Annotated in this window: 28 protein-coding genes and 1 pseudogene; 16 read left to right on the top strand and 13 right to left on the bottom strand. The window is 60.5% G+C overall.

Annotation, left to right across the window (positions count from 1 at the left end; all coding sequences use genetic code 11):
- Window positions 1-161: 161 nt before the first annotated feature.
- The 5 genes from F8N21_RS21285 to F8N21_RS21265 all read right to left on the bottom strand — a co-directional run bounded on the left by F8N21_RS21285 (window position 162) and on the right by F8N21_RS21265 (window position 4,345).
- Window positions 162-845: an OmpW/AlkL family protein gene (locus F8N21_RS21285; RefSeq protein ID WP_150643982.1), complete on the bottom strand. Its 684-nt coding sequence runs from the start codon at window positions 843-845 to the stop codon at window positions 162-164.
- Between the two features lie 229 nt (window positions 846-1,074).
- Window positions 1,075-1,590: a DUF3299 domain-containing protein gene (locus F8N21_RS21280; protein ID WP_150643981.1), complete on the bottom strand. Its 516-nt coding sequence runs from the start codon at window positions 1,588-1,590 to the stop codon at window positions 1,075-1,077.
- 25 nt (window positions 1,591-1,615) lie between these two features.
- Entirely contained in the window at window positions 1,616-2,881 is a 1,266-nt protein-coding gene (locus F8N21_RS21275; RefSeq protein ID WP_150643980.1) for an ABC transporter permease, read from the bottom strand.
- A 1-nt stretch (window position 2,882) separates the two neighbouring features.
- Window positions 2,883-3,593, bottom strand: a complete 711-nt coding sequence (locus F8N21_RS21270) for an ABC transporter ATP-binding protein (RefSeq protein ID WP_150643979.1) — start codon at window positions 3,591-3,593, stop codon at window positions 2,883-2,885.
- Between the two features lie 149 nt (window positions 3,594-3,742).
- On the bottom strand, window positions 3,743-4,345 hold the full coding sequence (locus F8N21_RS21265) for a DUF2796 domain-containing protein (protein ID WP_150643978.1): 603 nt from the start codon (window positions 4,343-4,345) through the stop codon (window positions 3,743-3,745).
- 133 nt (window positions 4,346-4,478) lie between these two features.
- On the opposite strand from F8N21_RS21265, the gene F8N21_RS21260 reads away from it, so the two are divergent.
- Entirely contained in the window at window positions 4,479-4,826 is a 348-nt protein-coding gene (locus F8N21_RS21260; RefSeq protein ID WP_150643977.1) for a hypothetical protein, read from the top strand.
- A gap of 168 nt (window positions 4,827-4,994) precedes the next feature.
- Here F8N21_RS21260 and trxA read toward each other — a convergent pair whose 3' ends face one another.
- The 3 genes from trxA to F8N21_RS21245 form a co-directional block, all read right to left on the bottom strand.
- Window positions 4,995-5,867, bottom strand: a complete 873-nt coding sequence (trxA, locus tag F8N21_RS21255) for a thioredoxin (RefSeq protein ID WP_150643976.1) — start codon at window positions 5,865-5,867, stop codon at window positions 4,995-4,997.
- 225 nt (window positions 5,868-6,092) lie between these two features.
- Window positions 6,093-6,749 carry a class I SAM-dependent methyltransferase gene (locus tag F8N21_RS21250; RefSeq protein WP_150643975.1) on the bottom strand — a complete coding sequence of 219 codons (657 nt, stop codon included), beginning with the start codon at window positions 6,747-6,749 and terminating at the stop codon, window positions 6,093-6,095.
- The gene (locus F8N21_RS21245) at window positions 6,746-7,207 is read right to left on the bottom strand and encodes a hypothetical protein (protein WP_150643974.1); all 462 of its coding nucleotides are present in this window, start codon (window positions 7,205-7,207) and stop codon (window positions 6,746-6,748) included. The genes F8N21_RS21250 and F8N21_RS21245 overlap by 4 nt, the downstream gene beginning before the upstream one ends.
- Before the next feature lie 128 nt (window positions 7,208-7,335).
- Here F8N21_RS21245 and nrdR point away from each other — a divergent pair, with 128 nt between their 5' ends.
- From nrdR to F8N21_RS21185, 12 genes are all read left to right on the top strand, one after another.
- On the top strand, window positions 7,336-7,800 hold the full coding sequence (nrdR, locus tag F8N21_RS21240; RefSeq protein ID WP_191624370.1) for a transcriptional regulator NrdR: 465 nt from the start codon (window positions 7,336-7,338) through the stop codon (window positions 7,798-7,800).
- The gene (gene ribD / locus F8N21_RS21235; RefSeq protein WP_150643973.1) at window positions 7,797-8,930 is read left to right on the top strand and encodes a bifunctional diaminohydroxyphosphoribosylaminopyrimidine deaminase/5-amino-6-(5-phosphoribosylamino)uracil reductase RibD; all 1,134 of its coding nucleotides are present in this window, start codon (window positions 7,797-7,799) and stop codon (window positions 8,928-8,930) included. Before nrdR ends, ribD begins: the two co-directional genes overlap by 4 nt.
- 45 nt (window positions 8,931-8,975) lie before the next feature.
- A complete protein-coding gene (locus tag F8N21_RS21230) occupies window positions 8,976-9,638 on the top strand; it encodes a riboflavin synthase (RefSeq protein WP_150643972.1) in 663 nt (220 codons plus the stop codon).
- A 16-nt stretch (window positions 9,639-9,654) separates the two neighbouring features.
- Window positions 9,655-10,746, top strand: coding sequence for a bifunctional 3,4-dihydroxy-2-butanone-4-phosphate synthase/GTP cyclohydrolase II (gene ribBA / locus F8N21_RS21225; RefSeq protein WP_150643971.1), 1,092 nt, complete (start codon window positions 9,655-9,657; stop codon window positions 10,744-10,746).
- Window positions 10,747-10,838: 92 nt separating this feature from the next.
- Window positions 10,839-11,315, top strand: coding sequence for a 6,7-dimethyl-8-ribityllumazine synthase (gene ribE / locus F8N21_RS21220; RefSeq protein ID WP_074871273.1), 477 nt, complete (start codon window positions 10,839-10,841; stop codon window positions 11,313-11,315).
- Window positions 11,312-11,812 carry a transcription antitermination factor NusB gene (gene nusB, locus F8N21_RS21215; protein WP_150643970.1) on the top strand — a complete coding sequence of 167 codons (501 nt, stop codon included), beginning with the start codon at window positions 11,312-11,314 and terminating at the stop codon, window positions 11,810-11,812. The genes ribE and nusB overlap by 4 nt, the downstream gene beginning before the upstream one ends.
- Window positions 11,813-11,834: 22 nt before the next feature.
- Entirely contained in the window at window positions 11,835-12,800 is a 966-nt protein-coding gene (thiL, locus tag F8N21_RS21210; RefSeq protein ID WP_150643969.1) for a thiamine-phosphate kinase, read from the top strand.
- Entirely contained in the window at window positions 12,797-13,300 is a 504-nt protein-coding gene (locus F8N21_RS21205) for a phosphatidylglycerophosphatase A (RefSeq protein WP_150643968.1), read from the top strand. Before thiL ends, F8N21_RS21205 begins: the two co-directional genes overlap by 4 nt.
- Window positions 13,301-13,310: 10 nt before the next feature.
- Window positions 13,311-14,048, top strand: a complete 738-nt coding sequence (locus F8N21_RS21200; RefSeq protein WP_150643967.1) for a substrate-binding periplasmic protein — start codon at window positions 13,311-13,313, stop codon at window positions 14,046-14,048.
- 272 nt (window positions 14,049-14,320) lie between these two features.
- On the top strand, window positions 14,321-14,938 hold the full coding sequence (gene ribA / locus F8N21_RS21195; protein WP_191624369.1) for a GTP cyclohydrolase II: 618 nt from the start codon (window positions 14,321-14,323) through the stop codon (window positions 14,936-14,938).
- Window positions 14,935-15,354: an MFS transporter gene (locus F8N21_RS21190; protein ID WP_150643965.1), complete on the top strand. Its 420-nt coding sequence runs from the start codon at window positions 14,935-14,937 to the stop codon at window positions 15,352-15,354. The genes ribA and F8N21_RS21190 overlap by 4 nt, the downstream gene beginning before the upstream one ends.
- Window positions 15,354-16,151, top strand: a complete 798-nt coding sequence (locus F8N21_RS21185; protein WP_150643964.1) for a cobalamin-binding protein — start codon at window positions 15,354-15,356, stop codon at window positions 16,149-16,151. The genes F8N21_RS21190 and F8N21_RS21185 overlap by 1 nt, the downstream gene beginning before the upstream one ends.
- Before the next feature lie 129 nt (window positions 16,152-16,280).
- On the opposite strand, the gene F8N21_RS21180 is transcribed toward F8N21_RS21185, so the two are convergent.
- From F8N21_RS21180 to F8N21_RS21160, 5 genes are all read right to left on the bottom strand, one after another.
- Window positions 16,281-18,170, bottom strand: coding sequence for a TonB-dependent receptor domain-containing protein (locus F8N21_RS21180; protein WP_150643963.1), 1,890 nt, complete (start codon window positions 18,168-18,170; stop codon window positions 16,281-16,283).
- Window positions 18,171-18,310: 140 nt separating this feature from the next.
- On the bottom strand, window positions 18,311-20,209 hold the full coding sequence (gene dxs / locus F8N21_RS21175) for a 1-deoxy-D-xylulose-5-phosphate synthase (RefSeq protein WP_150643962.1): 1,899 nt from the start codon (window positions 20,207-20,209) through the stop codon (window positions 18,311-18,313).
- Between the two features lie 113 nt (window positions 20,210-20,322).
- On the bottom strand, window positions 20,323-21,210 hold the full coding sequence (gene ispA, locus F8N21_RS21170) for a (2E,6E)-farnesyl diphosphate synthase (protein WP_150643961.1): 888 nt from the start codon (window positions 21,208-21,210) through the stop codon (window positions 20,323-20,325).
- A complete protein-coding gene (locus F8N21_RS21165) occupies window positions 21,207-21,449 on the bottom strand; it encodes an exodeoxyribonuclease VII small subunit (RefSeq protein ID WP_150643960.1) in 243 nt (80 codons plus the stop codon). The genes ispA and F8N21_RS21165 overlap by 4 nt, the downstream gene beginning before the upstream one ends.
- A 113-nt stretch (window positions 21,450-21,562) precedes the next feature.
- A complete protein-coding gene (locus tag F8N21_RS21160) occupies window positions 21,563-22,711 on the bottom strand; it encodes a Fic family protein (RefSeq protein ID WP_150643959.1) in 1,149 nt (382 codons plus the stop codon).
- Between the two features lie 101 nt (window positions 22,712-22,812).
- Here F8N21_RS21160 and F8N21_RS31040 point away from each other — a divergent pair.
- The 3 genes and pseudogenes from F8N21_RS31040 to F8N21_RS21150 form a co-directional block, all read left to right on the top strand.
- Window positions 22,813-23,013, top strand: a pseudogene (locus F8N21_RS31040) (hypothetical protein); the annotation flags it as partial.
- A gap of 395 nt (window positions 23,014-23,408) precedes the next feature.
- On the top strand, window positions 23,409-23,807 hold the full coding sequence (locus tag F8N21_RS21155; protein ID WP_150644001.1) for a pilin: 399 nt from the start codon (window positions 23,409-23,411) through the stop codon (window positions 23,805-23,807).
- A 266-nt stretch (window positions 23,808-24,073) separates the two neighbouring features.
- Window positions 24,074-24,490 (top strand): pilin, encoded by a 417-nt coding sequence (locus F8N21_RS21150; RefSeq protein WP_150644000.1) that lies wholly within the window; start codon window positions 24,074-24,076, stop codon window positions 24,488-24,490.
- Window positions 24,491-24,547: the final 57 nt, after the last annotated feature.

The following is a 24,547-nucleotide window of genomic DNA, read 5'->3' as shown; positions in this document are numbered from 1 at the left end:
TTTTTATCTGGTCTGAATTAGATTCAGTGTGGGAGCGAGCTTGCTCGCGATGAGGGCATTACATTCAACATTGATGTGACTGTCAGGCCGCTATCGTCGGATCGCCGCCCGGAGCAAGCTCGCTCCCACAGGAATTGTGCAGCTTTTGTGGTGAAGTTGAATCAGAACTTGTAACCGATACCTACCATGTAGACCCATGGATCGACATCAACGTCGACCTTGGTGCGGCCGACACCCAGGGCAGTCGGGCCGTCAACGCTGGCTTCGGTGTCGATATCGACGTACCAGACCGAAGCATTGACCAGCACGTGCTCGGTGAGCAGGTAGTCGAAGCCCAATTGTCCGGAGATCCCCACCGAATCCTTCAGTTTCAGGTTGCTGAAACCTTCGTTTTTACGCTGGCTGGTCAGTTCTTCATCGAAGAACAGGGTGTAGTTGACACCGACGCCGACATAGGGCTGGAACTTGGACGAAGCGTCCAGCGGGTAGTACTGCAACGACAAGGTCGGGGGTAGTTGCTTGACGTCGGCAAGCTTGCCGTCCAGCGCCGGGCCAAGGCCTTTGACGCCGACTTCGTGCTCAAAGGGTGTGGCCGCCAGCAGTTCGAGGCCGACGTGGTCGGTGATCATGTAGGCGAATGTCAGACCCAACTGGGTATCGCTGGTCAGGGTCGCTTTGGTACCTGAAATTTTTGCACCGTCGAGCTTCAGTTCACCACTGTCTTCGTTAGGCGCGGTGGTAATGGCACCGGCACGGGCGATGAAGTCACCGGACTGGTAAGCGTGAGCGAGCGGGGCTGCGAGCGCGAGGGCAAACAGGGAAGCGCTAAGCAAAGACTTGTGCATGGAGGCTCCGAAGGACGATTCAAGTTATCTGCGTCCAATGGTAGAGAGCATCAAGAACGGGGCTTTGACTCAGCTCAATGAAACGGTGATGGCCAAAAAAGATCGCAGCCTGCGCCAGCTCCTACGCCGATTGAGTACAACCGCCGACTCATGGGTGTACGCGCGCCCTGTAGGAGCTGCCGCAGGCTGCGATCTTGGCGTGACCGCGGGCGACGCATAACGGTCGGTCTTACTCCGGCAATTCGTACACGTAAATCTTCTCGGCATCCATCTGATACCCCGCATCCGCCAGTTCGCTGGTAGAGGCCTTGACCTGCAGTGCTCCTTCGATCCAGTACGGCTGATACAGCTCGTCGAGTTTCACCCCGACATCGCTTTTGACGTGGACGATCTGGTTCGACGGCGGTGGCGGCACATGAATGCAGGCGCCGAAATACGGAACCAGCAGAAACTCCGTGGTGCGGCCTTCTTCGCTGACTTCCAGGGGCACGATATAGCCGGGCAGTCTGATTTCCTTGCCATCGAGGCTTTTCACCACCGGTGCGTTGGGCATGTCCTGTTTGGCCGCCGGTGCAGCCTCGGCGGCCAGGGCGTCGCCGAGCTTTGACAGGTCGTGCAGCGGCGTCATGTTCGGGACTTCCGGTGTGGCATCCGGCGGGATCATTTCCAACCAGGTCAGGTCGATCGGTTCGGCCCATGACGGCATGGCGACCAGCAATAACAGCGCAAGCAGGGCGCGGGGCATGTCAGCGTTCCTCATAAACAGATGCTCATAGACGAATGGACAGGCCATCGGCCAACGATTGCCGATAAGCGCGCCAGGCCGGCACGCTGCCCATCAGCAACGCGGCGAGCAGGATACCGCCAAGCAGCGTCCACTCATATTCGCTCGGCCAGGCCAGGGGCAGGTACAAACCGTAAGTCGACTGCACATAACCTTGCGCCACGGCAATGCTCAGGTACAACAGGCCGAGCCCGGCAATCACGCCGGACAGCGCCAGGGCAAAGGCCTCCAGCACCAGCAAGGTTGCGATGTGCCACGGCCGGGCGCCGACCGAACGCAGGATCGCCATTTCTCGGCGGCGCTCGTTAAGGCTGGTGAGAATCGCCGTGAGCATGCCGATCAATCCGGTCAGCACCACGAACAAGGAAATCACAAACAGGGCTTTTTCAGCTGTGCCCATCAGGCTCCAGAGCTCCTGCAGGGCCACGCCCGGGAGGATCGCCAGCAGCGGCTCGCCACGGAACTCATTGATCTCACGCTGCACGGCAAAGGTCGAAATCTTGTTGTTGAGGCCGAGCATGAACGCAGTGATGGCTTGCGGCGTCAGGTCCATGTTGCGTGCCTGATCGGCGCTGATGCGACCATTGCCCCGGGCCGGCGCACCGTTCTGCCAGTCGATGTGGATGGCTTCCATGCCGCCGAGGCTGATGTGCAACGTGCGGTCCACCGGGGTGCCGGTGCGCTTGAGAATGCCGACCACGGTGAACGGTTTGTCGTCATGCTTGACCAGGCTGATCACCGCCACACCGTGAGCCAGCACCAGTTTGTCGCCGAGTTTGTAATGCAACGCATCAGCCACCTCGGCACCGAGTACCACTTCGAAGGGGTCGCTGGCGAAGGCGCGGCCGCTGGCCAGTTGCAGGCTTTGTTGACGACCGTATTGGTAGTGCTGGAAGTAGGCGTCGGTGGTGCCCATCACCCGGTAACCACGATGGGAGTCGCCGAGGGACATCGGGATCGCCCACTTCACCTTTGGGTTGTTGGCAAAATGTTCGAAGCTGTCCCAACGGATATTGTTGGTGGCGTTGCCGATACGGAACACCGAGTACAGCAGCAGGTTGACCGAGCCGGAACGGGCACCGACGATCAGGTCAGTGCCGCTGATAGTGCTGGCAAAACTGGCGCGGGCTTCGCTGCGCACGCGTTCGACCGCCAGCAACAGGCACACTGACAAGGCGATGGCGAACGCAGTGAGGATCGCGGTGAAGCGGCGATTAGCCAGGCTGGCCATGGCTAGACGAAACAAATACATTTCAAACCTCGAACGGCGTGGCGGCGCGATTGAGTTCGGCCAGCGACAGATTGCGATCGAACAACGGCGCCAGGCTTTGATCGTGGCTGACAAACAGCAGGCTAGCCCCGGCCTCGCGGCATTCGGCGAACAACAACCGGATAAACGCCTCGCGGGCGTCGTAGTCCAGGGCTGAAGTCGGCTCGTCGGCGATCACCAGTTCCGGCTGGCCGATCAACGCCCGGGCCGCGGCAACCCGTTGTTGCTGGCCGATGGACAACGAATCCGCACGTCGGCCGAGCAGTGCCGGATCTTTCAGACCCAGGTGGGCGAGCAGCGTGGCGGCGGCCTGATCGACACTGCCGTGGCGCTGGATCGCTCGGCTGGTGCGCAGTTTCGAGAAGTGGCAGGGCAACTCGACGTTCTCGCGCACCGAGAGAAACGGCAGCAGGTTGAACTGCTGGAAAATATAACCGGTGTGATCGACCCGAAAGTGGTCGCGGGCACCGGCCGAGAGTTCAGTCAACTCCTGGCCAAGCAGGCGAATGCTGCCGCGATCGGGCTTTTGCACCCCGCCGAGCAGGCCGAGCAGGGTGGTCTTGCCGCTGCCGCTGGGACCTTTGAGGAACAGCGTTTCACCGGGTTCCAGGCGAAACGTCGGGATGTCCAGCAACTGCGGGTGTCCTGGCCAACTGAAGCCCAGGTCGGACAGTTCGATAAGTGCTTGGGTCATTGAGCCGATTTCATGGATGTTTAGTACCTGTGGGAGGGGGCTTGCTCGCGAAGAGGCCATCACATTCAACTTAGATGTCGACTGTTGGATCGCTATCGTCGGATCGCCGCCCGGAGCAAGCCCGCTCCCACATTGGGATTGGGGTGGAATCAGAATTTCAGTGCCGCAGCCTTGGCTGTCACTTCAACCCCTTGCTGCCCACTGGGGCTGATCAGTTGTACCTGAATTTCCTGGGTCGCCGGGAAGGTGTTGAAGATGTTCGCCAGATCCAGATTCTTCAGCGCATCAGGTGTGGCGCAGGTGAATTGGTAATGGGCGTGGATTTCGCTGTGGTCATGGTGCTGCTTATGGCCGTCGGAGTCCTTGGCATCTTCGTTGTGGTCGTCATCGGCATCCGGCTTGTCGCCGAACAACGGGCTTTGCAGTTCCTGACTGGCTACCACGCACCCGGCGGCCTTCGGCAGGTTGAACAGCGTCAGGGGTTTTTCCAGTTGCGCACGGGTGGCGGCGACTTTGGCCTTGTCGGCATCCGAAGTGGCCACATGTTCGAAGCCCACCAGGTTCATCGCCGGGCTTTCCAGTTGCAGTTCCAGGGTCTGACCGTCCAGCGCTGCATTCAATCGGCCGACGCCATGTTCGTGGGCGCCGAGGCTGCCATGTTCATGTTCATGTTCATGCTCATGGACCTCGGCGCCATGGGCGACAGCCAGCGGCAACAGGGCAAACGGCAAGGCGAGTAGCAGACGGCGCATGGCAGGTCTCCGGGACAGAAGATGAAGATTTTGTTATGTGATCTTATAACAATATCGGCAAGAGTTTGACCGCCTGCTTGGCGTTATGCAAGTCGCGTGGGAGCATGCTCATCAGATACTTGAGGGAAAACCTATGTTGCGGATTCGTGGAAATATCGGCGAATGGCCGGTGGACTTGACCCTGGAGCTCGATGAAGGTGATTGGGCGCAGCTGGGCGCGCAGTTGCAGGCAGCCAAGCCTGAGGGTGCTCCGCCTGCGGCCAGACCGGCGAATCAGGACGAAGCACTGTGGCAGACCGCCAAGAACCTGCTGCGCAAGGCCGGGCAAATGAGTGGGCCGGACCTGCTTGAGCAGATGGAGGCTCTGACCGGCAGCGCCGCGGCCGGCAAACGCTTGCTGGTGCGTTTGCGCCATTGTGCCGAGGTCAAGGTGGTGAGCGGCGGGGATACGCCGATTTACAGCTGGCACGAACCAGCGTAGGAGCTGGCGCAGCCTGCGATCTTTTGATCTTGTTTTTGCGGCGGTTGAATTGCCTGGAAATCAAAAGATCGCAGCCTGCGGCAGCTCCTACAGGATCCGGTTTACACGCGGACGGAGTAGGAGCTGCCGAAGGTTCGGGCCGCGTTCGGACGATCTTTTCGGCTGCACTCAATACAAGGCAGCGAACAGCTTGCGGCGGTACGTGGTCACCAGTGGATGATCGTTGCCCAGCAGGTCGAACACTTGCAGCAAGGTCTTGTGCGGCAGGCCTTCGCTGTAGCTTCGATTGCGGATGAACAGCTTGAGCAGCCCGTCCAGTGCCGCGTCGTATTGCTGGCGAGCCAGTTGCTGGACGGCCAGTTGGTAGACCGCTTCATCGTCCAGCGGGTTTTGTCCCAGGCGGGTTTTCAGATCGGCGACATCCGGCAAGTCAGCGGCTTGACCGAGAAATTTCAGCTGTGCCTTGGCCCCGGCCAAAGCGGCTTTGTGTTCGTCGCCCTGGACTGAGTCGAGCACGGTCTGGGCTTCGCTCAGCTCGCCCCGTTCGGCCAGGCAGCGGGCGTAGAGAATCAGCGCCTTGGCGTTGCTGTTGTCTTCGCTCAACAGGGCTTTGAGCGCCGCTTCGGCGTCAGCGAAACGACCTTCGCTGAACAGTGCCTGTGCCTGCTCGAAGGGATCGGCAGCTACTGGCGGCGGCATCTGTACATGGGGCTCGAGCAGTGCCCGGACCGCGGACTCCGGTTGCGCACCGGCAAAGCCGTCGACCGGTTGGCCGTCCTTGAACAGCACCACGGTCGGCAGGCTGCGAATGCCGAAGCGGGTAACGATGTCCGGCTCGGCGTCGCAATTGACCTTGGCCAGCAGCAACTCGCCCTGATAGCTCTCGGCAATCTGCTGCAGCATCGGCATCAGCGCCTTGCACGGCGCACACCATTCGGCCCAGAAGTCCACCAGCACCGGTTTGTGGAAAGAGTTCTCGATCACCGACTGATCGAAATCGGCAGTGTTGGCGTCGAAGATATACGGCGTGTCCTGACTCATGGGGGATCTCTTGGGAGCGTGAATTCAGTCACTATAAGGGCTGGCGCAAAAGATCGCAGCCTGCGGCAGCTCCTACAGGGGCTAACGCAAAAGATCGCAGCCTTCGGCAGCTCCTACAAGGGCTGGCGCAAAAGATCGCAGCTTGCGGATCGGGTTTACACGCGGATACCGAAAAAGATCGCGGTCGGCGTAGGAGCTGCCGCAGGCTGCGATCTTTTGGCTGTTTCAGCCACGCCGCGCGTGGTACAGGCTCACATGCCGAAACTCTTGCGGCTCGGCCAGATCCGGCAAGGTCAAGGCTTCGAGCATTTCCAGTCGCTGATACAGCGGATGCCGGAAATCCCGCACCCGCGAATCCGCCACCAATGCCTCCCGTCCACGACTCAAGAACTCATCGAGTAATGGCAGGTTGGCGCGGTCGTAGAGCACGTCAGCTACCAGGATCAGATCAAAACGATCCGCCTCGGCGAAAAAATCTGTCGAGTAGCTCAGTTGTACATCGTTGAGCTCAGCATTCGCCCGACAGGCGGCAATGGCCAGTGGGTCGAGATCACAGGCCACCACCTCCAGCGCCCCGGCCTTGGCCGCGGCAATGCCGGCAACGCCCGAGCCGGCACCGAAATCCAGCACCCGTTTACCTTCGACCCACTGCGGGCGTTCGGCCAGATAACGGGCCAAGGCCAGGCCGCTGGCCCAGCAGAAACCCCAGTAAGGCGGTTCATGCAGGATTCGCCGGGTTTCATCCGGGGTGAAGGCGCGATCCATGTTTTCGGCATCGATTAGCCAGAGCCGAAGCTCGGTTTCGGGCAACGGACAGGAAACAAGTTTCGCGTCACCGAGCAGTTCGCCCAGCGCCTGTTGCAGGTCGAGCGGTGCATTCATGGGGCTTTGACAAATTGCAGCTGGCCCAGGGCCTGGGTGGTCGGTTGGCTGATACGTTGCGTCGGCAAGTGCAGAATCAGCTGCCCGGACTGGCTGGCGCGGCCACGCAATTCGACGCGAGCCCCGACCGGAAAGGATTCCGGATTGAAACGCAGGCGGAACGCCAGCACCTGGTTGTTGCCGATCAGGCTGGAGCTGGCGAGCAATTGTTGTGGCCGGCCGCGCTCGTCGATCACCAGCAGCGCGAGTTCAACCTCAGCGTCGGCCGGCACCCCTTGCAGGCTGCCGCTCAACTCCCGTTGATAGGCCGGCAGCGGGCCGAGATCGGCCGACGCCCGGGCTTTCTTCTGCGCCTGCTCCGGCGCGGGCCCCGGTACCGGTGGCGCAGGCTTGGGTGCGCTGCTGCACGCGACCAGCAGGCTGAAAAGGCTGAGCAAAACGAGCGGTCGTAACGGCATGTGTAGCTCCAGCAAGGCTAAGTTCCGTGTGCATACATAGTAGCCAGTCTATATACCGTAAAGCCTATGGCTTGTCTTGCCAGTGGGATGCGCTACCATGGCCCTCCCTTTTTTTGTTGCCTGCCACCATGCACTGTCCCTTCTGCGGTGCCAACGACACCAAGGTCATCGACTCGCGTCTGGTCGCCGAGGGCGAACAGGTGCGCCGCCGGCGTGAATGCTTGGCCTGCGGTGAGCGTTTCACCACCTTCGAAACCGCCGAGCTGGTGTTGCCGCGCCTGATCAAGACCGACGGCAGCCGGCAGCCGTTCGACGAAGAAAAATTGCGTGCCGGTATGCAGCGCGCCCTGGAAAAACGTCCGGTGAGCGTCGAGCGCCTGGAATCGTCGCTGGTGCATATCAAACACAAACTGCGAGCCACGGGCGAGCGCGAGGTCAAATCCCTGGTTGTCGGTGAACTGGTGATGGCCGAGCTGCAGAAGCTCGATGAAGTCGCCTATATTCGCTTCGCTTCGGTGTATCGACGCTTCCAGGACCTCAATGAGTTCCGCGAAGAGATCGATCGCCTCGCCCGTGAGCCCGCCAAAGAATGACTATTTCCTCAGAACAGGCCGTTCTCGACGCCCACTACATGGCGCGAGCCCTGGAGCTGGCGCGTAAAGGCCTTTACACCACCCACCCGAATCCACGGGTCGGTTGCGTGATCGTACGTGACGGGCAGATTGTCGGCGAAGGTTGGCATGTGCGCACCGGCGAGCCCCATGCCGAAGTTCATGCCTTGCGCGCTGCCGGGGTAAACGCCCGGGGCGCTACCGCCTATGTGACGCTTGAGCCTTGCAGCCATCACGGCCGTACGCCGCCGTGTTCCGATGCGCTGGTGAATGCCGGCGTGGCGCGGGTCGTCGCGGCCATGCAGGACCCCAATCCACAGGTTGCCGGCCGTGGCATGCAGCGTCTGGCCCGGGCCGGTATCGAGATCCACAGCGGCGTACTCGAAGGCGAAGCGCGGGCGATCAATCAAGGTTTCCTCAAGCGCATGGAACACGGCCTGCCCTTTGTGCGGGTCAAGCTGGCCATGAGCCTGGACGGTCGCACGGCCATGGCCAGCGGTGAAAGCCAGTGGATCACCGGCCCGGCCGCGCGTTCTGCGGTGCAGCGCCTGCGAGCCCGGGCCAGCGTAGTCCTGACCGGCGCCGACACGGTGTTGGCCGATGGCGCCCGGTTGACGGTACGTGCTGATGAGCTGGGGCTGGATGCCGAGCAAACCGCGTTGGCACTGAGCCGGCCACCCTTGCGGGTATTGATCGACGGCCGCCTGCGGGTGCCTCTCGATGCGCCGTTCTTCAAGGCCGGGCCGGCGCTGGTCGCGACCTGCGTAGCCGTGGAAGAGCAGTACGCCAACGGCCCGGAATGCCTGATCGTGCCCGGTGAAGATGGCCAGGTTGATCTGCGCAAGCTGCTGATCGCACTGGCGGCCCGTGGCGTCAACGACGTGTTGGTGGAAGCCGGCCCGCGTCTGGCGGGGGCTTTCGCTCAGCAGGGTCTGGTGGACGAATATCAAATCTTCATCGCCGGCAAGTTTCTCGGTTCATCGGCACGTCCATTGCTGGATTGGCCGCTGGAGTTGATGAGCGCGGCGCCACAGTTGAAAATCATTGAAATCCGCGCGGTTGGCGAAGATTGGCGAGTCACTGCGATTCCTGTGCCATCAGCCGGCGTATAATTCCCGGCTTTCGCTAAGCGACGGTCTGTTCTCGAGGAGGACTCCATGTTTACCGGCATTATTGAATCCATCGGCAGTATCCGTGCATTGACCCCAAAAGGCGGGGATGTGCGGGTATACGTAGAAACCGGCAAGCTCGATCTGGGCGACGTCAAACTGGGCGACAGCATTGCGGTGAACGGCGTCTGCCTGACTGCGGTCGAGCTGCCGGGCGATGGTTTCTGGGCTGACGTCAGCCGTGAAACCCTGGACTGCACAGCCTTCAACCAGCTGAAAAGCGGCAGCCGGGTCAACCTGGAAAAAGCCCTGACCCCGACCACACGTTTGGGCGGGCATCTGGTCAGCGGTCACGTCGACGGAGTCGGTGAAGTGGTTGCCCGGGAAGAAAATGCCCGGGCCATCCAGTTCCGCATCCGTGCACCCAAAGACCTGGCCAAGTACATCGCCCACAAAGGCTCGATCACTGTCGACGGCACCAGCCTGACGGTCAACGCGGTCAATGGCGCCGAATTCGAACTGACCATCGTCCCGCACACGCTGGCCGAAACCATCATGGCCGACTACCGACCGGGGCGGCAGGTCAACCTCGAAGTCGACTTGCTTGCACGTTATCTGGAACGTCTGCTACTCGGCGACAAGGCCGCAGAGCCCAGCTCTGGCAACATCACCGAAAGCTTTCTGGCCGCCAACGGCTACCTCAAATCCTGACCCAAGGGGGTGCCGCGTGGCGCTCAATAGCATCGAAGAACTGGTCGAAGACATCCGCCAAGGCAAGATGGTCATCCTCATGGATGACGAAGACCGCGAGAACGAAGGCGACCTGATCATGGCCGCCGAGTGCTGCCTGCCGGAGCACATCAACTTCATGGCCAAGCACGCCCGCGGCCTGATCTGCATGCCGATGAGCCGCGAGCGCTGCGAACTGCTCAAGCTGCCATTGATGGCGCCGCGCAATGGTTCCGGCTTCGGCACCAAGTTCACCGTCTCTATTGAAGCCGCTGAAGGCGTGACCACCGGCATCTCCGCAGCCGACCGTGCGCGCACCGTGCAGGCTGCCGCCGCCAAAGACGCCAAGGCCGAAGATATCGTCAGCCCCGGCCACATCTTCCCGCTGATGGCCCAGGCCGGCGGCACCCTGGCCCGTGCCGGTCACACCGAAGCTGCCTGCGATCTGGCGCGGATGGCCGGTTTCGAGCCGAGCGGGGTGATTTGCGAAGTGATGAACGACGACGGCACCATGTCCCGTCGCACCGAGCTGGAAGCCTTTGCCGCCGAACACAACATCAAGATCGGCACCATCGCCGACCTGATTCATTACCGGATGATCCACGAACGTACCGTTCAGCGGATTGCCGAGCAGCCATTGGACAGCGAACTGGGCCAGTTCAACCTGGTGACCTATCGCGATTCAGTGGAAGGCGACGTGCACATGGCGCTGACCCTGGGCACCATCTGCGCCGATGAACCGACCCTGGTTCGCGTACACAACATGGACCCGCTGCGTGACCTGCTGATGGTCAAGCAGCCCGGGCGCTGGAGCCTGCGCGCGGCCATGAGCGCCGTGGCCGAAGCCGGTAGCGGTGTGGTGCTGTTGCTCGGCCACCCACTCGATGGTGACGTGGTACTGGCGCATATCCGTGAAACCGCGGAGCACATTCCGGCAAAAAAACCGACCACCTACAGCATCGTCGGTGCCGGTTCGCAGATCCTGCGTGACCTCGGAGTGCGCAAAATGCGCCTGATGAGCGCGCCGATGAAATTTAATGCGATATCCGGTTTCGATCTGGAAGTTGTAGAATACGTGCCCTCCGAATAAAGACCGGCAGTTCGCGGGCTTTGATTCGCGGTTCAAACATCATTAATAGAGCGCGTACTGAATGCGCTCTGGCTCTTTAAGAGATTTATCGAATGACCCTGAAGACCATCGAAGGTACCTTCATCGCCCCCAAAGGCCGCTATGCCCTGGTGGTCGGCCGCTTCAACAGCTTCGTCGTCGAAAGCCTGGTGAGCGGTGCCGTTGATGCCCTGGTTCGCCATGGCGTGAGCGAAAGCGACATCACCATCATCCGTGCGCCTGGCGCCTTCGAAATTCCGCTGGTTGCGCAAAAAGTCGCTCAGAAGGGCGAATACGCGGCAATCATCGCCCTGGGCGCGGTCATTCGTGGCGGCACTCCGCACTTCGAATACGTGGCGGGCGAGTGCACCAAGGGCCTGTCCCAGGTGTCCATGGAGTTCGGCGTACCGGTTGCCTTTGGCGTGCTGACGGTCGACTCGATCGAGCAAGCCATCGAACGTTCCGGCACCAAGGCCGGCAACAAGGGTGCCGAAGCGGCGTTGTCCGCCCTGGAAATGGTCAGCCTGCTGGCGCAGTTGGAGGCCAAGTGATTAGCGACGAAAGCGATCGTTTCAACCCGCGCGATCCGAAACCTGCGGACGCTGGCAAGCCATCCAAGAGCGTCAAGCGTCGCGAAGCCCGTCAGCTCGCGACTCAGGCGCTGTACCAATGGCACATGGCCAAAACTTCGCTGAACGAAATCGAAGCGCAGTTCCGGGTCGATAACGATTTCAGCGATGTCGATGCCGCCTACTTCCACGAAATCCTGCACGGCGTGCCGGCACACAAGACCGAGATCGATTCTGCCCTCGCTCCGTGCCTGGACATCACCATCGACGAGCTCGATCCGGTTGAACTGGCGGTTCTGCGCCTGTCCACCTGGGAGCTGCTCAAGCGCGTCGACGTTCCATACCGCGTGGTGATCAACGAAGGGATCGAACTGGCCAAGGTCTACGGTTCCACCGATGGCCACAAGTTCGTCAACGGTGTGCTCGACAAACTGGCCCCACGTCTGCGTGAAGCTGAAGTGAAGGCGTTCAAGCGCTGATTCGCGCTTGCAGGACACCGTCATGGGCGAGTTTGAGCTGATCCGTAACTACTTCGCCACCGCGCCTTGTGCGCTGGTCGGCGCTGGCGTGGCACTGGGGATCGGTGATGACTGCGCCCTGCTGGCTGTTTCCCCGGGGGAACAGCTGGCTGTCTCCACCGACACCCTGGTGGCCGGTGTACATTTCGCAGACCCCTGCGAGCCTTTTCTGCTCGGCCAGCGTTCGCTGGCGGTAGCGGTCAGTGATCTGGCAGCCATGGGTGCAACACCTCTCGCGTTTACCCTTGCCCTGACCTTGCCGACGGTTGCTGCCGATTGGCTGCACGCCTTTGCCAGCGGTTTGAACACCATGGCGCAAAACTGCGGTGTGCGTCTGGTGGGCGGCGATACCACCCGTGGCCCGTTGAGCCTGACCATGACCGTGTTCGGCCGCGTGCCCGCCGGTTTGGCCCTGACCCGCAGCGGCGCGCAGCCGGGGGATCTGTTGTGCGTCGGTGGCGAGCTGGGTAACGGGGCGGGTGCCTTGCCGCTGGTGTTGGGGCAGCGTACAGCCGAACCTGCTATCGCCGAGCCGTTGCTGGCGCACTATTGGTCGCCGCAGCCACAGCTGGCGTTGGGCCTGGCACTGCGTGGCAAAGCGACCTCGGCACTGGATATCTCGGACGGGTTGCTGGCGGACTGTGGGCACATCGCGCTCGCCTCCGGCGTCGGTTTGCAGGTCGAGCGGGACAAGCTGCCGCTGTCCAGGGCCTTGGTAGCGTTTCTCGGCCAGCAAGCCGCCGAAGAGGCAGCCTTGAGCGGTGGTGACGATTATGTGCTGGCCTTTACCTTACCTCCCCTCGAGCTGCCACACTTACTGGCCGATGGCTGGCCGGTGCATGTACTCGGACGGGTCGTGTGCGGGCAGGGCGTAACGCTTTTGGACGCCGATGGGCGAGATATCACCCCGGTAAACCGGGGTTATCAACATTTTCGGGAGACACCGTGACAGATCACCCCAAACAGGTCCCGGCAGAGTTCGTGCCGCCTTCGGTCTGGCGTAATCCGTGGCATTTTCTGGCGTTCGGCTTCGGGTCCGGCACTCTGCCCAAAGCGCCGGGCACCTGGGGTTCGCTGGTTGCGCTACCCTTTATCCCGTTGTGGCAAATGTTGCCGGACTGGGGTTACTGGCTGATGCTCGGCATCACCATGCTGTTCGGCTTCTGGTTGTGCGGCAAGGTGGCGGACGACTTGCGGGTACATGACCACGAAGGCATCGTCTGGGACGAAATGGTCGGGATGTGGATTACCCTGTGGCTAGTGCCGCAAGGTTGGTACTGGTTACTGGCGGGGTTTCTGATGTTCCGCTTCTTCGACATTCTGAAACCCTGGCCGATTCACTGGATCGATCGGCATGTACACGGTGGCGTCGGGATTATGCTCGACGATGTTTTGGCGGGGGTATTTGCCTGGCTGGCAATGCAAGGGTTGGTGTGGTTTTTCGCCTGAGGGATCAAGGATGAGTGGCCGCTGGCTGTTGATACTGTTTTGCGTATTGTCATGCACTGCGGCACGGGCGAATGAATCGCCGACGATGCCCACCCAGATCCGCCTGGCCAGTGAGGAGTGGATCGACTACACCGGCGCCGATGGCCGTGGTCTGGCCTGGGATGTGTTGCGCGCAGTCTTCGAGCCGGCCGGGGTCAGGCTGCAGATTCGCACGGTGCCTTACACTCGCTCGATCGGGCTGGTGCAGCGTCGTGAGGTGGATGCCGTGGTCGGATCCTACCGCGATGAGGTCGGCGATGTGCTGTATCCCCACTGGCATTACGACGCCGACCCCATCTACGCGCTAGGTCTGGCCAGTAATCCGGCACCGACGGTGGCCACTCTGGGCAAATACCGATTGGCCTGGGTGCGCGGCTACAAATACGAGAAATACTTGCCGAATATCCATGCTTTCAATCAAATCGAGCGTCGCAACGGCATTTTGCCGATGCTCAAACAGGGTCATGCCGACTACTACATCGACGCCCGGAGCGAGATCGATTACGTGCTGAGTGACGCGCCGGATCCTTCGCGATACAAACGCACCTATCTGGCTCAATTGCCACTGTTTCTGGGGTTTTCCGACACTCCTGGGGGGCGGGCACTCTTGGCGCTGTTCGATCGGCGCATGGAGTTGCTGGTGGAAAACGGCGAGTTGCGACCGATCTTCGAGCACTGGAAACAGCCTTACCCATTCGACGAAATGTAGCAGCTGGCGCAGCCTGCGTTCGGCTGCGAAGCAGTCGTATTCCGGTATCCGGGTTCCTTCAGGGTAAGCTCGGTCGAACATTTTGCGACCGCTGCGCGCTCGAACGCAGGCTTCGCCAGCTGCTACGGGGATGTGTTCAGCCGATTTTGCGGGGCAGTGATCGAACATCTTGATCTTTATGGCCGATAATTCAGCCTAAGCGTCTGCTGGAACCTGCTGTTACAATGCCGCCTCTGCGAATCTCCAGTCCTCTTACAGATCAGGAGCACACGGTGCCCGTCGTTTTCGTCGCTGCTTCCAAACTGCCAACCCCTTTTGCGCAATTCACCATGCATGGCTTCCTCGATGAAGCCACTGGCCGCGAGCACGTTGTACTCAGCCTGGGTGAGTTCGCTGATGGTGCACCGGTGCTCGGCCGGTTGCACTCCGAATGCCTGACCGGCGATGCGTTGTTCAGCCAGCGCTGCGACTGCGGTTCGCAACTCGAGGCGGCCTTGCAGGCCATTGCCCGCGAAGGTCGTGGTGTGTTGTTGTATCTGCGTCAGGAAGGCCGTGGCATTGGCTTGCTGAACAAGATCCGCGCCTATGAGTTGCAGGATGGCGGCGCCGACACGGTCGAGGCCAATGAACGCCTGGGCTTTGCCGCCGACCAGCGTGACTACGCCATCTGCCTGCCGATGCTCGAGCACCTGGGGGTGAAATCCCTGCGGCTGATGACCAACAACCCGCGCAAGGTCAAGGCCATGACCGACATGGGCATCGTGGTCGCCGAGCGCGTCCCGCTGCACACCGGCCACAACCCGCACAACAAACTCTACCTGGCGACCAAGGCCAGCAAGCTCGATCACATGATGGGCAACGAACACCAGGGCGAGGCTGATCGGGCGTGACCCGCGGTCAAGTAAAGCGGCGCCTGTCCGTCAACTGGTGGCAGTATCTGGCGCTGGCGTTGCTGCCGCTGTTCGTGATCAATGCGCTGTTCGGCCAGACCGAGCCCGTATTGCCGGTGCTGGCCATGCCATTCTTTATCGCCGGCCTGGCGTCGATGTTTGTCAGCCTGCGTTTCTTTGGTGGCTACAAGCACGGCTTGATCGCTACCCAGAAAGCCCTCGACACCCCTGAAGAACCAGGCGCCTGGGTGAATTTGGCGGCCAAGCGCCGCACGGCATTCCTGGCTGCCGGGCTACCGGCCTGGATCGCCGCAGTGGCCGTGTTCGTCGGTCTGGAAGCGCTGCCGCTGATTCTGCTGGCGCTGTCGACAACGGTGCTGTTCTACCTCTACCGTATCCCGCGTCAGCTCGGTTGATGCGCGTTTGGCTGGTGCTCCTGCTGCTGGCAGTCAGTGGTTCGGCGCTGGCGGGGCAGCGGGTGGTCAGCCTCGCGCCATCGTTGTCTGAAATCGTCGTTGAATTGGGTTCTGCCGATCTGCTGGTCGGCGTGCTCGATGCCGGCGAACGACCTCCTGAGTTGAAAAGCATCCCCTCGGTCGGGCGCTACGGTCAGCTGGACATGGAGCGCCTGCTCAGCCTCAAGCCTGATTTGCTGTTGCTCTGGCCCGGCAGCGTCGGTCCGGCGCAGCGCGAGCAACTCAAGCGGTTGAATATTCCCACCTACGTCGCCGAACCCCACAGCCTCGAACAACTCGCCACCCAGATCGAAGCGATTGCCGAACAACTCGGGCGGCCGCAGCGTGGTCAGAAGCTCGCTGGGGACTTGCGCAAGCAGTTGGCAGACCTGCGCCAGCGTTATCAGCGGGACGAGCCGTTGCAGGTGTTCTACCAGGTCTGGGATCAACCGCTGTACACCGTCGGCGGCGGGCAGATTATCAGCGATGCGCTGCAAGTCTGCGGCGCCCGCAATGTGTTTGCCGAGCTGCAACTGCCGGCACCGCAGGTCAACCTGGAGTCGGTGCTGCAGCGTAATCCCGAGGTGATCCTGGCCGGTGATCAGGCGCAACTTGATGCCTGGAAAGCCTGGCCGCAAGTGAGGGCGGTGGCGCAGGGGCGATTGCTGTTGGTGGCGGACAAGGGACTGGAGCGGCCGAGTGGGCAGATGATCGATGCCACCGCCAAGCTGTGTGAGTTGATCGCGCCCGATCAGTGAGACCGAGGTGTATTCATCGCGAGCAAGCTCGCTCCCACAAGTTTTTCAGGCGCTCACAGAATTGATGTCAAGCTCATACCCTGTGGGAGCGAGCTTGCTCGCGATGAGGCCAGCACAATCACCCACAATCTATGGCTGGATCTGCGGCGTCCAGGTCACCCCAAACATCCACGCCCGGCCTTCTTCGCGATAACCATGGTTATTCCCGCCAAAGCTGTAGAGCGCCCGGCTGTAAGCCTTGTCCAGCAGGTTGTCGACTTTCAGCTCCAGGCGGATCTCGCGATTCACCGCCCAACTGCTGCGCAAGCCGAACAAGGCATAACCGCCCAGCGGCTCCTGGTTGTCTTCGTCGTCGTAGCTGCTGCTCACCGCTTGCCAGCTGGCGCCGACGCCGAGCCGATCGAATTGCCGATCCAGGTCCAGGCTCAACGTGCGTCGGGCGCGGCGGCTCAGGGTATGGCCGGTATCGCGGTCGCGCGGGTCGATGATCGCCAGGCCGAGGTTGCTCTGCCAGCCGAACAACTCTTGTTTGAGCGCGGCTTCGAAGCCATTGATCCGCGCCGACGCGACGTTTTCCGGGCGAGAGTTCTGGCCGAAGATAATCGCGTCTTCAAGATCAGTGCGGTACAGCGAAGCTTCCAGGCGGCTGGTATCGCTCAACTGGCTGCGCCATTGCAGCTCATAGCTTTTCGAGGTCTCGGGCTTGAGGTCCGGGTTGCTGAAATCGGGGTAGTACAGGTCATTGAAAGTCGGGGCGCGGAAGCCTTCGCTGTAGGTCAGCAGCACATCGTTGTCCGGGTTCAACGGCAGGGTGAAGGTGCCGCTCCAGCTGTTCTGGCTGCCAAATTGCTGATTCTGATCGCGGCGCAGGCCCACTTCGGTGGAGAAGCTTTCTGCCTGGAAGCGATGCTGGATGAACGCGGCGCGGTTCCAGCGGCTGTCTTCGTCGAAGTGGGTGCTGCTGTTGATCCAGTCTTCATACCAGTCAGCGCCAAGGATCAGGCTGTTGCGGTCATCGAGTGTCAGGTCGTTCTGCCAGTTGAGCGAGTCGCGATAGGTGTTGAATACGCTGCGCTCGTCGCTGAGCGTGTCGATGGTTTTCTCGCGGTTTTCGCTGTGGCCCAGCTCCAGGCGTGACTTCCACCGGTCATTGAGGCGCGCGTCGACATAGGTGCTGACGCTGCTCACGGTGAAATCGCTGTAGAGCTGCTGCTGGACTGACTCGAAGGTGTTCATGTCGAAGCGCCCGAACGGGCTGTCGAACTCGCTCTTGCCACGGTTATCCAGCAGATTCAGGCCTGCTTCGAGGTCATCGTTGAAGGCGTGACTAAGGCTCAGGCTCAGGGACTTGTTGCGGTAAGCGTCGTGGTCGCCGTCGCTGGGGAAGGACTCATGAGTGCGATTGATCCCGGCGGTCTCATCCAGGCTGGCGCCGAGATTGAAGCGGGTTTTTTCATCGCCGCCGGACAGCCCCAGGCTGCGTTCCCAGGTCTGATTGCTGCCAAAGCCCACATGCATCCGCGGTTGCAGCCCTTGTTCGGCGCCACGGCGGGTGAAGATCTGAATCACTCCGCCAATCGCGTCGCTGCCGTAGATCACCGAGCGCGAGCCGCGCAGTACTTCCACGCGTTCGATCTGATCGATGTTCAGGTGTTGCAGGTTGCTGTCGCCGGAAGTCGAATTGCCGATGCGCTGGCCGTCCACCAGCACCAGGCTCTGTGCCGATTTGGTTCCGCGGATGAAAATTCCCGGCAGGCTGCCACGCCCGCCCGCTTGCGCGACCTGTACACCGGGTACCCGACTCAGCAACTCAGTCACGCTGCTCGGTTGCAGGCGGTCGATATCTTCGCGGGTGAACACTGTGTTGGCGGCGCTGCTGTCGTTGCGGGCTTCGACCTGGCGATTAGCGCTGATCAGCACGTCGGGCAGTTTCAGGGCTTGTTCGCGTTCGAAGGTGTCGGCGAGGAGTTGGCCGGCAGGTAAAAAGACCAGAGACAAGGCAAGGGAAGAGAGTTTCATCGGTAATCCGAGTCAATTCAGATACGACGCAGCCCCCTTGTAGGAGCTGCCGCAGGCTGCGATCTTTTGGCGATTTCGGAGCTGTCGAAGGTCAAGATCAAAAGATCGCAGCCTGCGGCAGCTCCTACGGGGGGGCGGGTTTATAACCCTAGAAGTTTCAGGCGCTCGCGAACCGAAGCTTCGATACCCGCTTCGTCCAGCCCGCATTCGGCCAGCATCTGCGCCGGCTTGGCATGTTCGACGTAGGCGTCCGGCAAGCCCAGGTGCAGCATCGACTTGAGGATGTTTTCCCGGGCAAGGAATTCGCTCACCGCGCCACCGGCGCCGCCCATGATTGCGTTTTCTTCGATGGTCACCAGCAGCTCATGACTGTTGGCGATTTCACGAACCAGGGCTTCGTCCAATGGTTTGACGAAGCGCATATCGACCACTGTCGCGTCGAGTTTCTCGGCGACTTTCAGCGCTTCGGCCAGTTGCACACCGAACACCAGCAGAGCGACGTGGCTGCCCTGACGGCGAATCACGCCCTTGCCGATCTCGATCGGTTCGAGGTTTTTCTCGATCGGTGCATTCGGGCCGGTGCCACGCGGGTAACGCACTGCGGCCGGGCCGTTGTAGAGGTGGCCGGTGCTGAGCATTTTGCGCAGTTCGTTTTCGTCGCTCGGGGTCATCACCAGCATGCCGGGGATGCAGCGCAGGAACGACAGGTCGAAACTGCCGGCGTGGGTCGGACCGTCTTCGCCCACCAAACCGGCGCGGTCGATGGCGAACAACACGTCGAGGTTCTGCACTGCAACATCATGCACAAGCTGGTCGTAACCGCGTTGCAGGAAGGTCGAATAGATCGCCACTACCGGTTTTACGCCTTCACAGGCCATGCCAGCGGCGAGGGTCACGGCATGCTGCTCGGCAATCGCCACGTCGAAATAACGCTGCGGGAAACGTTCGCTGAAGGCCACCAGGTCGGAGCCTTCCTTCATCGCCGGGGTGATCCCGACCAGTCGCGGATCGGCACTGGCCATGTCGCACAGCCACTCGCCGAACACGCTGGAGTATTTCGGTCCGCCGGCTTTTTTCGGCGCAGCCGCTGGAGCATCCAGGGGTTCGAGCTTGGTGATCGCGTGATAGCCGATCGGGTCGACTTCCGCCGGAGCGAAGCCTTTGCCTTTCTTGGTGACCACGTGCAGGAACTGCGGGCCCTTGAGGTCACGCATGTTGCGCAGGGTGGCGATCAGCGTCGGCAGGTCGTGGCCGTCGATCGGACCGATGTAGTTCCAGCCCAGCTCTTCGAACAGCGTGCCCGGGACCAGCATGCCCTTGGCATATTCTTCGGTACGCCGGGCAATTTCCCAGGCGCCGGGCAGGCGCGACAGCACTTTCTTGCTGCCTTCGCGCATGCTCGCGTAGGTACGGCTGGAAAGGATTTTCGCCAGATAGTTGGACAGGCCGCCGACATTGCGCGAGATCGACATGTCGTTGTCGTTGAGGATCACCAGCATATTGGCGTTGACTTCCGGCGCGTGATTCAACGCTTCGAAGGCCATGCCCGCGGTCAAAGCGCCGTCGCCGATCACCGCGATGGCTTTGCGCTCGCTGTTTTGCAGGCGGGCGGCAATCGCCATGCCCAGCGCTGCACTGATCGAGGTGCTGGAGTGGCCGACACCAAAGGTGTCGTACTCGCTCTCGGAACGCCGCGGGAAGGCCGCTATGCCGTCCTTCTGGCGCAGGGTGCCCATGCGCTCGCGACGACCGGTGAGGATCTTGTGCGGATAAGCCTGATGGCCGACGTCCCACACCAGCCGGTCGTCCGGGGTGTCGAAGACGTAATGCAGCGCAACGGTCAGCTCGATGACGCCAAGGCCGGCACCGAAATGCCCGCCCGTCTGGCCGACCGTATAGAGCAGCTCCTGGCGCAACTCATCAGCCAGGGTTTCGAGCTCGGCTTCGCCTAACCGGCGCAGTCCGGCCGGCGTGTCGGCACGGTCGAGCAGGGGCGTGGTCGGGCGTTTGCGTGGAATCTCATGAAACGTCGTGGGCATCAGGCGAATCGTTATAGGTATAGAAGAGGCGGCAGTTTACCTTATGGATCGCAAGCTGCCCACGCAGAGCTCGGAAGTTGGCCAACTATATGCCTTCGGGCGTAGCCACGGTTTTAGCTGCGACGGTCAACGATATAGCGCGCCAGGTCCCGCAATGGCTCGGCCGCCGCGTCGAACGGTCGCAGGGCGTGCAAGGCCTGGTCGCGCAGCTCCAGGGCATAGGCTTTAGCCGCGTCCAGGCCGAGCAAGGCCGGGTAGGTCGGTTTATCCCGGGCGATATCGGCGCCCTGGCGTTTGCCAAGTGTCGCGGTATCGCTTTCGACATCGAGAATGTCGTCCTGCACCTGAAACGCCAGGCCAATGGCTTGGGCATAGGTCTGCAAGGACTTCAGTTCGTCGGGTTGCGCACGGCCACTGGCCAGGGCGCCTAGCTTGACGCTGGCTTCGATCAGCGCGCCGGTCTTGTGCCGATGCATGTATTCGAGTGCTTGCTGATCCAGTTTGAGACCGACCGAGCCGAGATCGATAGCCTGGCCGCCAACCATGCCCGCCGGGCCCGCCGCCAATGCCAGGGCAGTGACCATGCGCAAACGGGTTTCGCTATCCACGACGCTCAACTGCGGATCGAGCAAGGCACTGAACGCCAGGCTTTGCAGGCCGTCACCGGCGAGAATCGCACAGGCTTCGTCGAAAGCCTTATGAGTAGTCGGCTGGCCACGACGCAGATCGTCGTCGTCCATTGCCGGCAAATCGTCATGCACCAGCGAATAAGCGTGAATCAATTCCACCGCACAGGCCGCGCCGTTGGCGTGTTCCGCGGCGCCACCGAGGGCTTCGCAGGCCGCGTAAGCCAGCAGTGGCCGCACGCGCTTGCCGCCATTCATCACGCTGTAGCGCATGGCTTCATAGAGGCGTGCCAGCTCAGGGCCTGGCGCGCGGAACAGGGTTTCCAGTGCAGCATTGACCCGGGCCTGACTGCTGGCCTGATAGGCGGCAATCATTCCGGCTGTTCCGGATCGAAGGGTTCCTCGGCCAACTCGCCATCGCGTTCCAGCAGAATCTGCACCTTCTGCTCGGCCTGGGCCAGCGCCGCCTGGCAATCGCGGGTCAGACCGATGCCTTGCTCAAAGGCCGTCAACGAGTCTTCCAGCGACAGCTCGCCGTTCTCCAGACGCTCGACCAGCGTTTGCAGGTCAGCGAGGGATTGTTCGAAATCCAGTGCAGCTTTTTTGCGGGCCATGGCGGCAATTCCGGTTGACGGTAAACCGGCGCGACACTAGCAGAGAGAGGCTTTTTGGGCAAATGAGTGGACGTATAGATGGACCTGGAGTGCCTTGCGCGCGGCTCACCGGTTCAGCGCTTTCCAGCGCCCGGATAGTTGATCTGGTAGCGGGTACTACGACCGCCGCCGGGCAGGCGGACCAGGCAGCCCTTGTCCAGCAGGTCGGCCAAGTGGCGAGTTGCAGTGGCCTTGGAGACTTTTGCCACGGCCTGGTACTGGGCGGCGCTGATTCCCTCTTCAAATACTTTCTCGCCACCATCCAGCAGGCCGTTGAGCACCTTGGCCTGTTCCGAGGATAAAGCCTGACCCCGGTGGTTCTGCCAGAAGCGGGCCTTGCCGAGTACCAACTCGATAGGGGCCATGGCTTGTTGCAGGCTGCGCAATAACGTCTGCAGGAACCATTCGAGCCAGTCAGTGATATCCAGGGTGGCTTTCTGGCTGGTTTCCAATGCACGGTAGTAGCCGGAACGATCGTCGAGAATGCTCGCCGACATGGCGTAAAAGCGGATGGCCTGATCCTCGGCCTGGGCGAGGGCCAGGTCGGTGATGGCCCGAGTCAGGCGGCCGTTGCCGTCGTCAAAGGGATGGAGCGTGACGAACCAGAAGTGAGCGATGCCCGCGCGCAACAGGGGATCGAGTTGGGGTTGGCCACGGCTGGTTTCGAACCAGTCGAGGAAGACGTCGAGCTGCTGTTCCAGGCCTTGGCGCGCAGGTGCTTCGAAATGCACGGTGGGCCTGTCCAGGCGACCTGATACCACCTGCATCGGTTCATCGCCACGCAGCGCGCCAACTCGAATGTTTCGAGCAATGATTCGGTTGTCTTCAGCGGGAAACAGCCATTCATGCCAATGCAACAAGCGCGCGAGAGTCAGTGGCTGGTCGAAATGCTGGGTCGCGTCCAGCATCAACTCCGCCAGTCCCTCACTACGCTTGCTCACGTGGTTGCCGTCGATCTGCTCCATGCCCAAGCGACGGGCCAGAGAGGAGCGCACCGAGCCGACGTTCAACTGCTCGCCTTCAATGGCGGATGAGGTCACGATGTTCTGCAACAGCGCATCCAGCTCGCTTTGCGCGCTGAAGTCTCCACCTGCTGAACCGGACATGCCCAACAACCGTCCTTGCGCCTGCCCGCACTCGCGCAACAAGGGCGCCAGGCGCTCGGCTTGCGAGTGGAAATGCGGCCAGTCAGGTTGTTGCCAGATCCAGCGTGGGTGTTTCATGGGCTCGTACTCTGAACGATGAGCCGAATAAGGGGTTTATTCGGCTCATTTCGTGAGCCGATTGTGTGGGGTATTTGGCTCATCGTCTAGTGATTCATAGGCGACACGAGGGAGAGGATAAAAAGATCCTTGCACGGCGCGACGATGTTTATGGGCTTGCCAAGCAGCGAAAGCCTGAGCGCTGGTCAGGTACGACGCGCAACTGGGAACCGATCGGTACGGTTTATCTCAATCCGGAAAGAGAGCTGACGGTCGACATAAAAAGTCGCATAGCGAGACGGTTGACGCGACAACTACCTTGAAAAACGCCGAGATCAAGGGCACCCTGATGCGATGCATCATCTGGGGAGTTGCTTCATACCGGGTAAGGCGTTCCCAAAGATGAGAACATCGGAATCATGTGGATCGCCAAAGCCGTCGGTTGGGCATGTTATAGCAGGAACGCAAATGAACTCTCTTCGGCCTTCCCCAACGCAAATGCGCGCTGACGATCTGGCATGGGTTGGCATGGGCCAGGCTGTGCCAATTCGTGGCCAGGCACGATCTGACGCATGTCAGGATGGCCATTGCCGATCAGAATGTGTCATCCCGCGAAATCCCTCAGCTCAGCCGAGGGTGGCATGACGCTTGCTTCGGAAATAAATATAATCCTCAACGCCATTAAATCGTCGCCTAGAAGGAAGTCCCTTTGAAATCTATGCAGAAAGGTTTTACGCTCATCGAGCTCATGATCGTTGTTGCGATCATCGGCATTTTGGCTACCTTTGCTATCCCGGCTTATTCGGATTACGTGGCCAAATCCAAAGTCGTAGCTGCGCTTGCGGAGGTTTCTACTGGCAAAACCTCGTATGAAGTGATGGTCAATGAAGGGAATGCGACTGCTATCACCCCGGCGTTGATTGGATTGAAAGATAGTACCAACTGCACCATCACAACTACCCAGGCAGATACGGGTGTCGGCACAATCAAATGTGCCGTTTTAAATAACATAGCAGCGAAAGGTGACATTACCTGGTCGCGAGATGCCGCCGGTGCGTGGCTTTGCGCGTACAGTGGCAAAGCGAAGTACGGGGCTAAAGGCTGCCCTGGAGTTTAACAAAAAGCCTTTCATAGGCAGAGCTTCGAATCGCCAAAGACCATCAGTGAATTTCACTGATGGTCTTTTTTTTCAAGTCGTCATGAATACTTATGACCGGCAGCGCTGGTTTTACACCTTCCATTTTCGGACTATGATTGCCGGCAGGATTGCGTAACGTCAGTGCCATTGCCGATCAGATGGTTTCATCCCGCTAGATCGCCGAAGCCGGCATGACGCTTGCTCCGAAAATAAATGTCGCCTAAAAGGAAGTCCCTTTGAAATCCATGCAGAAAGGTTTTACGCTCATCGAGCTCATGATCGTTGTTGCGATCATCGGCATTTTGGCTACCTTTGCTATACCGGCTTATTCAGATTACGTGGCCAAATCCAAAGTCACAGCTGCGCTTGCGGAGGTTACTCCTGGCAAAACCATGTATGAAACCATGGTCAATGAAGGGAATGCGGCTGCTATCACCGTCGCCGGGATTGGATTGAAAGATAGTACCAACTGCACCATTACAACTACTCAAGCAGCTACTGGTGACGGAACAATCAAATGTGTCGTTTTAAACAATATAGCCGCGAAAGGTAACATTACCTGGTCGCGAGACGCCGCCGGTGCGTGGACTTGCGCGTACAGTGGCGATGCGAAGTATGCGAGTAAAGGCTGCCCAGGACCTGCTGCACCTCCTGCTGAGTAACAAATAGCCTTTCATAGGCAAAGCTTTGAATCGCCAAAGACCATCAGTGAATTTCAC

This window comes from Pseudomonas fluorescens (assembly GCF_902497895.1).
GTDB lineage: Bacteria > Pseudomonadota > Gammaproteobacteria > Pseudomonadales > Pseudomonadaceae > Aquipseudomonas > Aquipseudomonas fluorescens_BP.
This window is presented reverse-complemented; position numbering and strand designations above follow the sequence as displayed.

Coding starts and splice junctions, on each gene's coding strand:
- F8N21_RS21285 (WP_150643982.1), bottom strand. CDS start 845: ATGCACAAGTCTTTGCTTAGCGCTTCCCTGTTTGCCCTCGCGCTCGCA.
- F8N21_RS21280 (WP_150643981.1), bottom strand. CDS start 1,590: ATGCCCCGCGCCCTGCTTGCGCTGTTATTGCTGGTCGCCATGCCGTCA.
- F8N21_RS21275 (WP_150643980.1), bottom strand. CDS start 2,881: ATGTATTTGTTTCGTCTAGCCATGGCCAGCCTGGCTAATCGCCGCTTC.
- F8N21_RS21270 (WP_150643979.1), bottom strand. CDS start 3,593: ATGACCCAAGCACTTATCGAACTGTCCGACCTGGGCTTCAGTTGGCCA.
- F8N21_RS21265 (WP_150643978.1), bottom strand. CDS start 4,345: ATGCGCCGTCTGCTACTCGCCTTGCCGTTTGCCCTGTTGCCGCTGGCT.
- F8N21_RS21260 (WP_150643977.1), top strand. CDS start 4,479: ATGTTGCGGATTCGTGGAAATATCGGCGAATGGCCGGTGGACTTGACC.
- trxA (WP_150643976.1), bottom strand. CDS start 5,867: ATGAGTCAGGACACGCCGTATATCTTCGACGCCAACACTGCCGATTTC.
- F8N21_RS21250 (WP_150643975.1), bottom strand. CDS start 6,749: ATGAATGCACCGCTCGACCTGCAACAGGCGCTGGGCGAACTGCTCGGT.
- F8N21_RS21245 (WP_150643974.1), bottom strand. CDS start 7,207: ATGCCGTTACGACCGCTCGTTTTGCTCAGCCTTTTCAGCCTGCTGGTC.
- nrdR (WP_191624370.1), top strand. CDS start 7,336: ATGCACTGTCCCTTCTGCGGTGCCAACGACACCAAGGTCATCGACTCG.
- ribD (WP_150643973.1), top strand. CDS start 7,797: ATGACTATTTCCTCAGAACAGGCCGTTCTCGACGCCCACTACATGGCG.
- F8N21_RS21230 (WP_150643972.1), top strand. CDS start 8,976: ATGTTTACCGGCATTATTGAATCCATCGGCAGTATCCGTGCATTGACC.
- ribE (WP_074871273.1), top strand. CDS start 10,839: ATGACCCTGAAGACCATCGAAGGTACCTTCATCGCCCCCAAAGGCCGC.
- thiL (WP_150643969.1), top strand. CDS start 11,835: ATGGGCGAGTTTGAGCTGATCCGTAACTACTTCGCCACCGCGCCTTGT.
- F8N21_RS21200 (WP_150643967.1), top strand. CDS start 13,311: ATGAGTGGCCGCTGGCTGTTGATACTGTTTTGCGTATTGTCATGCACT.
- F8N21_RS21185 (WP_150643964.1), top strand. CDS start 15,354: ATGCGCGTTTGGCTGGTGCTCCTGCTGCTGGCAGTCAGTGGTTCGGCG.
- F8N21_RS21180 (WP_150643963.1), bottom strand. CDS start 18,170: ATGAAACTCTCTTCCCTTGCCTTGTCTCTGGTCTTTTTACCTGCCGGC.
- dxs (WP_150643962.1), bottom strand. CDS start 20,209: ATGCCCACGACGTTTCATGAGATTCCACGCAAACGCCCGACCACGCCC.
- ispA (WP_150643961.1), bottom strand. CDS start 21,210: ATGATTGCCGCCTATCAGGCCAGCAGTCAGGCCCGGGTCAATGCTGCA.
- F8N21_RS21165 (WP_150643960.1), bottom strand. CDS start 21,449: ATGGCCCGCAAAAAAGCTGCACTGGATTTCGAACAATCCCTCGCTGAC.
- F8N21_RS21160 (WP_150643959.1), bottom strand. CDS start 22,711: ATGAAACACCCACGCTGGATCTGGCAACAACCTGACTGGCCGCATTTC.
- F8N21_RS21155 (WP_150644001.1), top strand. CDS start 23,409: ATGCAGAAAGGTTTTACGCTCATCGAGCTCATGATCGTTGTTGCGATC.
- F8N21_RS21150 (WP_150644000.1), top strand. CDS start 24,074: ATGCAGAAAGGTTTTACGCTCATCGAGCTCATGATCGTTGTTGCGATC.